Annotated in this window: 12 protein-coding genes; 5 read left to right on the forward strand and 7 right to left on the reverse strand. The window is 41.0% G+C overall.

From position 1 onward, the window contains the following. Positions 1–270: 270 nt before the first annotated feature. Positions 271–1407 carry a PP2C family protein-serine/threonine phosphatase gene (locus RMY27_RS28865; protein ID WP_322668276.1) on the forward strand — a complete coding sequence of 379 codons (1137 nt, stop codon included), beginning with the start codon at positions 271–273 and terminating at the stop codon, positions 1405–1407. Here the strand turns inward: RMY27_RS28865 and RMY27_RS28870 are convergent, their stop codons facing one another. The 4 genes from RMY27_RS28870 to RMY27_RS28885 form a co-directional block, all read right to left on the reverse strand. Continuing rightward, on the reverse strand, positions 1408–1734 hold the full coding sequence (locus RMY27_RS28870; protein WP_322668277.1) for an STAS domain-containing protein: 327 nt from the start codon (positions 1732–1734) through the stop codon (positions 1408–1410). Positions 1735–2582: 848 nt separating this feature from the next. After that, entirely contained in the window at positions 2583–3248 is a 666-nt protein-coding gene (gene grpE / locus RMY27_RS28875; protein ID WP_322668278.1) for a nucleotide exchange factor GrpE, read from the reverse strand. A 96-nt stretch (positions 3249–3344) separates the two neighbouring features. Continuing rightward, positions 3345–3836, reverse strand: coding sequence for a Dps family protein (locus RMY27_RS28880; protein ID WP_289799395.1), 492 nt, complete (start codon positions 3834–3836; stop codon positions 3345–3347). A 172-nt stretch (positions 3837–4008) separates the two neighbouring features. Then, complete coding sequence (locus RMY27_RS28885) at positions 4009–4272, reverse strand: ParB N-terminal domain-containing protein (RefSeq protein WP_194043156.1); 264 nt, start codon at positions 4270–4272, stop codon at positions 4009–4011. A 115-nt stretch (positions 4273–4387) separates the two neighbouring features. Between RMY27_RS28885 and RMY27_RS28890 the strand changes: the two genes are divergently transcribed. Then, positions 4388–6115, forward strand: a complete 1728-nt coding sequence (locus tag RMY27_RS28890; RefSeq protein WP_416212376.1) for a SpoIID/LytB domain-containing protein — start codon at positions 4388–4390, stop codon at positions 6113–6115. Positions 6116–6391: 276 nt separating this feature from the next. Here the strand turns inward: RMY27_RS28890 and RMY27_RS28895 are convergent, their stop codons facing one another. Beyond that, positions 6392–6691 carry a ferredoxin gene (locus tag RMY27_RS28895; protein WP_194043152.1) on the reverse strand — a complete coding sequence of 100 codons (300 nt, stop codon included), beginning with the start codon at positions 6689–6691 and terminating at the stop codon, positions 6392–6394. 768 nt (positions 6692–7459) lie between these two features. Here RMY27_RS28895 and RMY27_RS28900 point away from each other — a divergent pair. The 3 genes from RMY27_RS28900 to RMY27_RS28910 all read left to right on the forward strand — a co-directional run bounded on the left by RMY27_RS28900 (position 7460) and on the right by RMY27_RS28910 (position 10224). Continuing rightward, positions 7460–8476 carry a Gfo/Idh/MocA family oxidoreductase gene (locus tag RMY27_RS28900; RefSeq protein ID WP_322668279.1) on the forward strand — a complete coding sequence of 339 codons (1017 nt, stop codon included), beginning with the start codon at positions 7460–7462 and terminating at the stop codon, positions 8474–8476. Next, a complete protein-coding gene (gene map / locus RMY27_RS28905; protein ID WP_322668280.1) occupies positions 8476–9261 on the forward strand; it encodes a type I methionyl aminopeptidase in 786 nt (261 codons plus the stop codon). Before RMY27_RS28900 ends, map begins: the two co-directional genes overlap by 1 nt. 348 nt (positions 9262–9609) lie before the next feature. Further along, a complete protein-coding gene (locus tag RMY27_RS28910; RefSeq protein ID WP_322668281.1) occupies positions 9610–10224 on the forward strand; it encodes a Uma2 family endonuclease in 615 nt (204 codons plus the stop codon). 10 nt (positions 10225–10234) lie between these two features. Here RMY27_RS28910 and RMY27_RS28915 read toward each other — a convergent pair whose 3' ends face one another. Both RMY27_RS28915 and RMY27_RS28920 read right to left on the reverse strand, forming a co-directional pair. Beyond that, positions 10235–11587 (reverse strand): pentapeptide repeat-containing protein, encoded by a 1353-nt coding sequence (locus RMY27_RS28915; protein ID WP_322668282.1) that lies wholly within the window; start codon positions 11585–11587, stop codon positions 10235–10237. A gap of 453 nt (positions 11588–12040) precedes the next feature. Continuing rightward, a complete protein-coding gene (locus tag RMY27_RS28920; protein ID WP_322668283.1) occupies positions 12041–12607 on the reverse strand; it encodes a hypothetical protein in 567 nt (188 codons plus the stop codon). Positions 12608–12838: the final 231 nt, after the last annotated feature.

Here is a 12838-nt window from a genome sequence, read left to right on the forward strand (position 1 = left end):
TCAACTCCTTATGCCTGTTGCCCCAACGTAAGGTACTCTCTCTTAAAAAGAGAGAGTAGTCAAATTCTATTGCATACATAGACGCATAAGAACTACTCTACGAGTTCTCCGTTTGCGCTAGGGTCTCCCCAGAAGGAGCATCCACAGGGTACGATAAGCGCTATAGCAGCATTTTTCTGTGTATTGATACTACTAGCTTATTAGCTCATATCATATTTTTATTTTCTAGTTTGACAAAAAATTATTAATGAGTGTTTTCAAAAAAATTATATGTTTCAAATACTAATAATTGATGATGACCATTCAATAAAAATACTCCTGAAAAGGATGTTGGAAAAACAGGGTTATGAGGTCGTTACTGCCAGTAGCGGCGAGGAAGGAATAGAAAAGGCACTAGTTTATCGTCCAGCACTAATTATTTGTGATTGGATCATGCCGGGGTTGACTGGACTAGAAGTTTGCCACCGCATTAAGACAAACCCCAAATTTTTCACTACATTCTTTATTTTATTAACATCCTTAGATTCCGTTGCCGATTGTGTCAAAGGTTTAGATGCTGGTGCTGATGATTTTATCTCTAAACCTATCGAGCATAATGAATTACAAGCACGCGTAAGAGCGGGATTACGCCTGCATCAGTTGAGTAGAGATTTGCAGGCTCAAAAGTTGCTTCTAGAATCAGAAATGTCAGAAGCAGCAGAATATGTGCGATCGCTGCTACCTCTTTCCATGACCGAACCCTTCAATATAAATTTCCGATTCATTCCCTCGCGACAACTCGGCGGTGACTGTTTCGATTACTATTGGCTCGATGATGACTATTTGGCAATTTACTTACTCGATACGGCCGGACATGGACTCAAAGCTACTCTTCCTTCTGTTTCAGTGCTAAATCTGCTGCGTTCCCGTGCGCTCAAAGGTTTGAATTACTATCAACCTAGTGATGTATTGAAGGCTTTGAATGACACTTTTCAGATGAATTATCAAAATGACAAGTACTTTACAATTTGGTACGGAGTTTACAACCGAATCAACCGTCAGTTAATTTATGCTAGTGCAGGCCATCCACCAGCAGTTTTAGTTACTGGCACCTCTCCAAGAAAGTCTGAAGTTCAACTCTTGAAAACCCCTGGTATGCCAGTTGGTATGTTTCCAGAGGCAAAATATGTTGATGGGTTTTACAATATTGAAAAATTCAGTACCCTTTACATTTTTAGTGATGGCGCTTATGAAATCACTAAATCAGACGGCACACTTTGGAGTTTGGATGCTTTTATTCAGCTACTAGTTAGCTTACAAGATCCTGTTGATAGCCAACTTGATCGCGTACTCAGTTATTTAATAGCTTTGAACTCCAAAGATGCTTTTGATGATGATTTATCTATTTTGCAAATGAAATTTGATTAATTACGTATTAGAGACTAAAACCTGATTAAATGCATCTTGACTGGGAAAGATTTCAAATACTTTATCCATATTAGTTAGTTCAAATAATATCCTGACTTGCTCATTAATTGAGCAGAGAACAAGCTTAGTATCCGCTGCTCGCAAGGTTTTAAAAGCTAATACTAAAGCTCCCAAACCCGAACTATCCATAAACGTTACATCTTTAAAATCAACTAACACAATTTTCGCACCACTTTCTAGAATATCAGTGATATTTTGTCGAAAGTCTTGTGAAGTTGTGGCGTTCAAATTACCACTGAGTTTAATAACTTTTACTTGTTCTCTCATAATTATGTCACTCTGACTTATGTAAATAATACTCTGATTTCGCTATTATAGAACATTTAAAAATACTTGTAAAATAAAATTTAAGATTACCTATAGAGTAATCATTCATAATTAATCAGGATAGATAAAGATTAATTATAAAATTTTGAATCTATTTTTTTGCCATCAAAACAATTAGTTAGCTTAATTAATTATAGTTTTCTTACTAGAAATAGACCAATTATAAAGAAACAAGCTAAGTAAGTTGGCATGATAAACAACTGGTATATTTAGTTTTGTAAAAATGTTGTAATGACCAATTTATAAGTCGTTCGTTGATTTGATGTTTTGTCATATATGTTAATTTTTTAACGCCGACTTACTTGCATCTCATGGATTTAAATATATACTTACATACAAGCTGAAGTTACTGCTTTTCAGATGATTTACCAAAAATTTTACAAAACTGAGATTCTTCAATAAATCTCATGATAATAATTATCATTAAGCAACTCAGAATTAAACTTGTTGCAGCGATGCCTACGGCTCGCTACGCCTACACATAGCTAAACCGAGTCTAGCAGTAGCTTTTCCTCCCTGAGTACTCATGATAGTAACTAGGATCTATATTTATTTATGTCCAATTATTTACATAATTGAAATCATTTACCTCTGGACTACCGCTCTAGAGCCAAAAATTTAGGTTTCAACAGTGCCAAGCAAGCTAGAACCGACACCAAGGCTTTAAAAGAAGTTTTCTGAAGGCGATCGCCTCAGCTATCTTGAGTATTCCCAATATCTGTCATTTCTCGACAGACAATACAAAAAGTAAAGAGTTGTGAATTTGTTACTTCTAACTTCTCACTTCCTCAAATAGGACTCACTTTGGCTCTGTAAAGCAGTTTCTCACCTTGAAAGTAGCCAATGTAGCGTACTTTGACTGTTTCTCCAGGTTGTGCAGTTCCCTCCAGCAATTGGTGCAGTTGGGGATCGTAAGGTAATTCTGCTCCCACAGGTGCGATCGCTTCCACTCCCCACGCCTGTAAAAGCTTGTCCAGAGGTTTTTGCACCAACGGTACTATTTTCACTGCTGCTAGCTGGGGATTTTCCTGCGCTTTCTGTGCTGCTGTTGGCCATTGCAATAATAAAGACTCCAGCAGTTGCAAACTCGACTGCTGGAGTTCTTGTAGTAATATTTCTCGCTGTTGTTCTAATTGAAGCTGCGAGCGATCGTACTCTCTTCTTAAATTTGTAATTTCTTGTAACAATTCCTGAGTTGGCGCTGTTTTCTCTTGTGAAAACTCTACGGTTGAGAAAGTTGCGATTAATTCATTCAATGGCATCTGTAGCACTGGCGACAGCTTGAGCAACACATCTACCCGCATCTGCTCTAGCTTTCCTTGGCGTAAGCGCAAAATTTGACGCTCTGAGACACCAGCAGCGCGACTCAGTGCTTTAAAACTAGAAATACCTACCTGTTGCATTAAAGTTTGCAACTTTTGAGTATGGGGCATTGGGGATTGGGTATTGGGCATTGGGGATTGGGGATTAGGAATTGGGCATTGGCGATTAAGTTTTTTCTCTATCCGCTATTTCCTGTGCCCTATGCCCCATTCCCTATTCCCTAATTCCTATTCTTCCAGTAAACTTCTCAACATCCAAGCTGTCTTTTCGTGTACTTGCATCCGCTGAGTCAATAAATCGGCGGTAGGTTCGTCGTTAACTTCCTCTATCACGGGGAAAATAGACCGTGCAGTTCTGACTACGGCTTCTTGTCCTTCCACAAGTTCGCGAATCATCTCCACAGCTTTAGGAACTCCGGGAGTTTCTGGAATCGAACTTAGTTTGGCATATTCGCTGTAGGTTCCTGGTGCAGGATAGCCAAGCGCTCTAATTCTTTCGGCTATTAAATCAACTGCTAAGGCTAATTCTGTATACTGGGTTTCAAACATCAAATGCAATGTTTGAAACATCGGCCCCGTTACATTCCAATGGAAGTTATGAGTTTTCAGATACAGTGTATAAGTGTCAGCCAACAGGTGAGATAAACCATCGGCAATTTTAGCCCTACTCGCCTCGTCAATGCCGATATTTACATTTTTGACTGTTACTTTCGATGACATAATTTTCTCCTAATTAGGTTATATGTAATTGGGGATTGGAAATTGGGCATGGGAAAGAGGACTTAGGGACAAGGAGAAAGACTTGATTGTAAGTTCTAAACTTTTGTCACCTTGTCCCCCTTGTCCCCTTGTCTCCTCTGCTCCCCTGCTCCCTATTCCCCACTCCCATTTTCTATGCCAAGTGCATCTTTAAAACGCTACGGGGTGCTTTACGGACTCTTGCTAAAACGGTTTCTTTGCCTAAACGTTGGCAAGCTTCATACCGATGGCAACCAGAAAAGCCATAATATTGTCCATCTACTTCTAGGACATCAATAGGTTCTTGCTGCCCAATCTCCGCAATCGATTCCATTAAAGCTTGTACTTTATTTGGATCGTTTGTACGGGGCAATGGCCGTTTTATCTGATTTAATGGAATTTCTTGGACTCTAACCATAAAGAGTTTATCCAACTAGTTCTGTTTTTTGCCTCTAAATAAATCATAGTCGTTATGACTTCGTTTTGCAACTAATATTGAGGGCAAAATTGGTAATGGTATCATTGGAGCATTCATGCGACAAAAAAACCGCGCTACAAAGCAATTGGAAAATCAGCTCCAACGACTCATTAAGGGGCAGAAGACCCTCTCTACGAGAGATGACTCGCGATCGCAACTCTTGCAGACGCTACACGAACGCTATCAGGTAGCCATGAAATTTTCGTTTTGGCGTTTTCCCCACACTGTACTGACAACATTTTGTCTATTGGGACTGACTGCTGCATCAGGGCCTGAGAGCAACATCCAGGATATAGAACTGAAAATTGGAATTGTGCAGCGATTTGGCGCCGAAGCCACAGCCAAGCTGCAACTGGAACCCATGAAAGGCGATCGCTTAAAGCTAAAATTTCAAGCGGGCAATAAGCAGCAAATCCTGTTTACGAAAAATCCTGTAAAGCTGGAAACAGTTATGCAAGCTTTACCCCAGTCAGCAGTCGAAGAAGTAGTAGTTTTGGGCACATATCGGACTTTTGAAACTGCGGAAGACAGTGCTAAAAAATGGCGTTCTCAGGGAATGGAAGTGGAAATAGCCCAGCCAGAACGCTGGCAGGTTTGGGCTAAACGAGATGTTTACAGCACCCCTTTACTGCGACGCTTGTTATTACAAAACATCCAAGCTTCTACCCAACAAAAAGTATATCTTGATACTAAAGTTTTGAAGCAAGTGCCGCGAGTAAGTTGGGTGGTGGATGGTAATCGCTATAGCCCGAAGGACTTGGAAATTAGCACTGATAAAAACTTGATTCGGGTAAATAAAAGCGAGAAACCAGAAAATGCTCGTCTTTATGCCGGTCGATTGAATTTGCAGCCAAATGCCTATGGCACATACACTCTCGTTAACCAAGTACCCTTAGAAACTTATTTGCGTGGAGTTGTACCTTACGAAATAGGAATAGATGCACCAAAAGCGGCGCTAGAAGCTCAGGCAATTCTTGCCCGAACTTATGCCCTGAGAAATTTACGTAGGTTTGCCGCAGATAACTATCAGTTGTGTGCTGATACTCATTGCCAAGTTTATTATGGGTTGAAGGGAGCAGCTGCCAAAACAGACCAAGCGATCGCCTCAACCAGGGGTAAAGTACTAACTTATAAAAATGAACTCGTAGACGCCCTGTATTCTTCTACCACTGGTGGCGTCACCGCTTCCTTTAGCGATGTCTGGAATGGCGACGATCGTCCCTATTTGCGCCCTGTACTAGATGCTCCGACCAATTTTTGGGACTTGTCTAAGCAGAACTTAGCAGATGAAAAGAATTTCCAGAAATTTATTAATACGCAACAAGGATTTAATGAAAGCAAGTGGGATATGTTTCGTTGGCATAAAGAAACCCCTTTAAAGGATATTATCAAGGACTTGCAGAAATTTTTACAAGTGAAAAACAGTCCCCATGCCAAATTTAAAACAATTCAGGCTATGGCAGTAGTGGAGCGAAGCCAAAGTGGACGTATCCTTGAACTTGCAGTTAAAACCGATCGCAGCACCTTTATTTTGCACAAAGACGAAGTTCGCAGTGCTTTTGCAGCCCCTACAAGTACGCTTTTTTACATCCAACCCTTAAACAAAGGCAAATCGGAACTCTGGGGATACGCTTTTATTGGTGGTGGATTAGGACATGGTGTCGGCTTGAGTCAAACTGGCGCTCAAAATTTAGCAAAACTAGGTTGGTCAAGTCCAAAAATTCTCCAGTTTTACTATCCTAGTACTCAAATTCAAATTCTCAACAAAGAAATTAAGCTTTGAGCTCTTGGCATTCAAGTTGCATCTGTGAACTAGGAGTCGAGAGTTAAAAAGAGGCCAAAATTATAGAATAGATAGGAAACTCCATACTTAAAAAATTAAGCAGGAACACAAAATTTACTGTGTTCCTGCTCATTATAAAATTAGACTTTTTGTCAAAGTCGCTTTTAGAGGTAGACACGATATTGCATTGCAAGAGTGTTAACTCTAAATATTTTGCTTCTATTTTGTCGACATTAGTAACTCTTGCAAGAGGTTTATATTTGAGTCGCTTAACTCTTAGTAAAGGTCTTCTTCTTTGTGAGTTTCGATTGTGACGTCAGAGGTTGGGTAAGCAACACAAGTCAGTACATATCCCTTTTCTATTTGTTCATCATCTAAGAATGACTGATCGCCCTGATCGACAGTACCCTTGGTGATTTTACCTGCACAGGTCGAGCAAGCACCAGCACGGCAAGAGTAGGGCAGGTCAAGACCAGCTTCTTCGGCAGCGTCTAGAATATAGACATCATCATCAACGTCAAGTGTTTGGTTTAGCCCTTCAGCTTCGTTGACTAGTGTCACTTTATAAGTTGGCATCGAGGAATCCTCTCTTTTGCAAACGGCAGTATAAGTTATCTTAAGGCAAAGGTCACGGCAGTTCTGTGGAATTAGCCGCTGGTTTAAATTTGCTTCAATTCTGATACTACGAGAAAAATTAAACGATATAACTGGAAATTGAACCCGATTAGTAATGAAATTTAGTTACTTAATCCCGATAAGTTTTCTTTATATTATTTTCTACCCTAGTCAGGTTGTGATTAGAAAAAGTTATATTTTCGAAAAGTAAACATGAGTAAGGTTAATGTTACCAGTATTTTGTAGGACTTACGTAGAAGAGATTCCCCAACTCCTTTAAAAAATAGGGCTGTTTCATTTTTTAATCTGATTTAAATGCGCTCGTTATCAATGAAAGAAACATAACAGTACAGTAGAGATTTAATTTTTCTTTTGCCATTTTTTGTTCATTGTATTGACAAATTTCTAACATTATGGAGTAAAAAAGGCTTTTTCTTTTGAAGTCTTCCATTTTGAGTACACGTCATTCTATCTAGCTGCAAATAAAGTCTTATTGTCCTTGAGGGGGTAGGACGAATGTTGTAGAGTCTAGACTGGTGACAATACTGCACGCTTTGTGCATTTTTAAGTCGGAATTGGATTTGGGGAAAAGGTTAAAGGGTAAAGGTTAAAGGTTTTTTCTTTCCCTTTTCCCCAAAACCCGACAAGTATTAAGACTGGTGAACCCCATGAAGAGAGAATCTCACCATTAGAAGCGTGGGAAGATCAAAAACAGAACTAATGAGGATCATGTATAATTCAGAAGCAGCTTTGGAAAAACCAAGAGTGCGTGTAGGTTTGGTAGGTACTGGGTATGCGGCAAAGTTTCGGGCTGAGGCATTGCTCCGTGATGAGCGATCGCACATAGTCGCAGTTGTTGGTCATACCAGAGAAAAAACCGAAACCTTTGCCAGAGAGTACCAGATTCAAGTCTTGAATACTTGGCAAGAGCTCGTAGAACGTGAAGATATAGACCTAGTAGCGATCTCCACTATTAATCGAGATCATGGTGCGATCGCTCGTGCAGCACTTACCAACGGCAAACATGTGATTGTAGAGTATCCTCTTTCGTTGGATGTGGTAGAAGCTGAGGAACTGATTGCCTTAGCCAAAGCACAACAAAAACTCCTGCACGTTGAACATCTGGAACTTTTGGGTGGTTTGCATCAAGCTTTGAAGAAAAACTTAGACAAAATTGGTGAAGTGTTTTATGTTCGCTACAGCACCATTAATCCTCAAAATCCTGCACCCCGCAAATGGACTTATAACCATGAGTTTTTTGGCTTTCCCTTAATGGGGGCATTGTCTCGGCTACATCGTCTCATAGATTTATTTGGTACAGTATTTACTGTTAACTCTCACCAGCGATATTGGCAAATAGAACCGGAATACTACCAAACCTGTTTCTGCACTAGTGAACTGTCCTTTAACAGTGGACTTTTAGCCCAAGTCGTGTATGGCAAAGGCGAAAGTATTTGGCAATCAGAACGCAAGTTTGAAGTTCACGGTGAAAAAGGTGGTTTAATTTTTGATGGCGACACCGGGATATTCGTCCAGCCAGGGGAAACAACACCTATAGAAGTTGGCCCTCGCCGGGGTTTGTTCGTTAAAGACACGAGTATGGTGTTAGACCATCTTTTTGACGGGACTCCTTTGTACGTTACCCCAGAGCAGAGCTTATATACCTTAAAGGTTGCTGATACTGCACAAAGAGCTGCACAGACAGGGTTAACTATGTTTATGAAAGATACTTTAGATAAAAGTTAATGAAAACTGAACTAATTGTTATTTTATCCCAACGAGAAATAGAGAAAATGCGTCAAGCTGGGCGTTTAGCTGCTAAACTTCTCCAGCATCTAGAACCCTTTGTGAAGCCAGGGGTTAGCACTCTTGAACTAAATGATGAAGCCGAACGTTGGACGCAAGCACATGGCGCAAAAAGCGCACCCCTTGGCTATAAGGGTTATCCTAAATCAATTTGCACCAGTGTAAATGAAGTAATTTGTCACGGCATTCCCAACGCCAAGCAAATTCTCAAAGAAGGTGACATTATTAATATTGATGTAACGCCAATTGTTGAAGGTTATCACGGCGATACATCGAAGACATTTTTTGTTGGTACTCCTTCCCCAAAAACCAGAAAGCTGGTAGAGGTGACACAAGAGTGTTTGCGCTTGGGTATTGCTGAAGTTAAACCTGGGGCACGCATTGGCGATATTGGTGCAGCCATTCAAGAGTATGCTGAAGGACAAGGCTTTTCTGTAGTGCGAGATTTCGTTGGCCACGGCATCAGTAATATTTTCCATACTGCACCGGATATTCCCCACTATGGCACACGTGGTAAGGGTAAGCGCCTCAGACCAGGGATGGTTTTTACCATTGAGCCAATGATTAACGAAGGTACTTATGAAGTCGAGGTTCTGGGCGATAAGTGGACTGCGGTAACGCGCGATCGCAAACTATCCGCTCAATGTGAGCATACCTTAGCTGTAACTGAAGATGGCGTTGAAATCCTCACCCTACCGGAAGGCGAGAATTACTGGGGTGTATGACAACATTAGAATGAAAAAAATTCCTTTCATTTGGAAGGAAGCAAAGCCACTAGTACCGCAAGGCGGAATTAAAAATTAAAAATGAATACAGCCTAAGCGTTTCATAGATTTGAAATGGTGAGGCAGTAAGGTTTTGGGAGTTCCCCCATGAGGAACTGCCGAACCCGTAAGCCCAGCGTTAGCGAGTCTTCTCCCAAGGGGAGACGCTAAGAGCGAACGAGCGTCAGGGGTGGTTAACTTCCGCCATGCTGTACTAGTTAAAATTCCTGAAAGACTTATATTTTGTTCGCTCAAGGATGTCGTAAAATCTCTTGTTTTTTCAGCGCTCTCTGTTACGGAGGTAGGATTATGACCCAAGCGTTGCCCAAATTACTCACGTTCAATGAATTTATTGAGTGGTATCCCAACGATGGGAAACGCTATGAATTACACAAAGGAGTAATTATTGAAATGCCACCTCCAACCGGACAACATGAAAAAGTTATTGCTTTTTTATCGCGGAAATTAACCGTGGAGTTTGATCGTCTTAATTTACCTTACGGAATTCCCAAAACCGTATTGGTCAAAACTCCTTCTGCCGAATCCGCTTATTCGCCTGATGTGTTGCTACTAAATCTTGATAATCTCGACAATGAACCGCTTTTTCAAAAACAGTCAACAGTGAGCCAAGCGGCATCGGTTCCAATAGTTATTGAAGTTGTTTCGAGCAACTGGCGAGATGATTACTACAATAAACTTAGAGATTATGAAGAAATGGGAATTCTCGAATATTGGATTGCTGATTATGCTGCATTGGGTGCAAGAAAGTTCATCGGTAATCCCAAACAACCTACCATTTTTGTATGCGAATTAGTTGATGGTGAATATCAAATGACAGCCTTTCAAGGTAACACCACGATTTCATCACCTACCTTTCCCCAATTAAATTTAACTGCACAGCAAATCTTTAATGCGGCTAACTGATTTTTTATAACTATCTTCCCAACTTATTAGGAATACCTTCACAACCACCAGGAATAGTACCTCTAGTTTTTTCGCCACCCCAAGTGCAACAGTAGCAACGTGCAGACTCAGACATCCGTTGTACGTTGCTGAAATCGGCATTTTCGATCACAGCGCCAGTTTGTTCGCCGGTTTCATAATTTGGTGGTTCAGTGCGACTGCGGGGTGAGGCTTTATCTACTACACCATAGAATAGGCGAATACCGTTGATGTCAGCACCATCGAGATTCGCATTGTATAAAATTGTGCGGGAGAGGTTGGCTTTTACTAAATCACAACCGCTCAGATTAGCGCGGACAAGATTAGCTTCGCTGAGGTCAGTCCAACGTAAATCAGTACCAGAAAGGTCTGCTGCGGCTAGCATTACGCCTAAATCGATGACGCGCACACCTTCGAGGCGGTCTTCTGCATATCCGCCAGTTCCATCAAGAATGGCTCGACCTAATAGGCGATCGCGTTTTAGGGGTGACAGCAACTTGGAACGTGACAGAAAACGGAGAATTTTCGCTTTACCACTGCCATCGACACTACTCAAAATTGCCGCAGTGCGTCCTTCAGCGATCGCTCTTTCTTGGGGCCAATCTTCTAATAATCCTTCTTCATCTAATACCAAGTCTGAAACGCCTTGGAAATAGGAATCGATTGTCTGTTGCTGGGTGATAATATTTTGCTGAACTGTGAGCAGGTTTTGCTGAATTGTCAAGTCTTTGGAAATGACATATTGTCGCCAAGCTACGTAAACGGCAATGATGGCGATGAGAATTTGCCCTAAAGCGCCAAACCATTCTGCGAGGCTACCAGCAATATCCCAGTTAATCTGGCGTCCTAAAAGCAGTAAGCGATCGCCTATACCTGTGAACCTGATCGTGCCGATAATGGCTACTATTAGTCCCAAAAAGGCAATAAATAGGGTGCGTTCTTGGGGTGAAAACCACTCGTCTAAAACTTCTTGCAACCAAGGCAATAATATCGCCAGGGATAACAACAAAGCTATCAGCGTGCCGATAATGCCAACGATCCAGTTATTGAGGATAATTCCAATTAAGGTGATGGCGATCGCGATTAGAATAATCAGCAATGCCCTTGGCTTAACTGTAAATTGCTTGCTAATGGGTTGCTTGAAGTCAGAACGGGCTTGTTTGAGAGCAGTTGTATGTTGTGGAGATTGCAAAGAGGCGATCACAGCTAGGGCTTGTTGTGTTGCTAGTGCTTCTGAGCTTAGGTTATTCTCAGCTGCACCACCGTCAAAGTCATCTGGCTGCAAATCCTTTTCGGAGGCTGGGTCTGGGGTTGGTAGATTAGAGGAATCGGGTTCAATCGTCATGTTTTCTATTTTGCCCCAGTAGATTAAGAACAACATCTGTTTTATCAGAAATTGCACTAAACCAAAGACCTGTATTCCATGCGACTGAGAAACACTATCTGCTCCAAAGATTTGTTAGCTTTCGTCACAGAGGTAGCTTTGCAATCCGATCAACCCAACTTTGACCTCTCTCCAAGCCTCTCTCCTAAAAGGAGAGAGGCTTTGAATCTTACTCCCCTTCCCTTGCAGGGAAGGGGCTGGGGGTTAGGTCTGTATTCGACTCAAACCAGAAGCGCTATAGCTTGTGCCAGCAAGTTACCACAATTAAGAATTTTGATGAATATGATCTGCAACTTATTCTTGGAACCTCGCTTCCATTCCTGTGCCCACAGTCCGAGAGGCTTTGATTTTTGCTTCGATTACCTAGTATGGAAGGGGTTGCGGGTTAGGTTTGAAAGAAAGTTGCACATCACGTTATCTATTACTTTTTAGCAGACTACTGTCAGGAAGCAGAGCTAATCTCTTTTGTTCAAAGTTCAAAATGTTATTGATAGATGCTTCTTTGCGTGCGCGACAGAAGACTGGGATTTCAGCTCCCGAACACCCGTTACTAAAATTCAGTTCAATTCTATTGTTCTGAGTTAATTGCCAGTATCTGTGACGCCACTGTCCAGCAGAACATGTAGATGTGGCATCATCAGAGGCTTGTGTTCCTTTATAAAAAATAAAGCCTCCATAATTCATGCCTGCCGTTGGATTATCAGAAACAATTAGATATGGTTGCTTGTTATAGATCCTTGCTCCCACATTCCAAAAACTACAGACAACTGGTAACGGCTCAGTTGTGTTATAAGAGATCGCATATTCGTAGCTAGCACTTGGATAGTTTAGAATCTGACAAGTGCTTACATCGATCTGGGTTAGATTTGCACATTGAAGCCAATCGCTTGCATAGGCTGGCGAAACTATAAAGATACTTGTAAAAACTGAAACAAGTTTACAAAAGTTTTGAGTTTTTGTTTTAACTTTTTTGTTCATCATAATCTTGTAATTTTCTGCAAAGTTTTTATTAAACCAAACTCAACCACAAGCTGTAGCGATCGCGCTCTTTTCAGGAGTTTAGGTTTGCTCTACAGGGCAACGACATAGCCAACAGCTACTACTAGTAAAATACTGAGTTTTTTTTCTATGAAAATTACAATAACAAAGCAAAAATTACAAGAGAATTAATTTCTACAAAACTTAATTTGTTAGTAGCCCTCACTAGACATG

The organism is Nostoc sp. DedQUE09, assembly GCF_034530915.1.
Taxonomy (GTDB): Bacteria; Cyanobacteriota; Cyanobacteriia; order Cyanobacteriales; family Nostocaceae; genus Nostoc.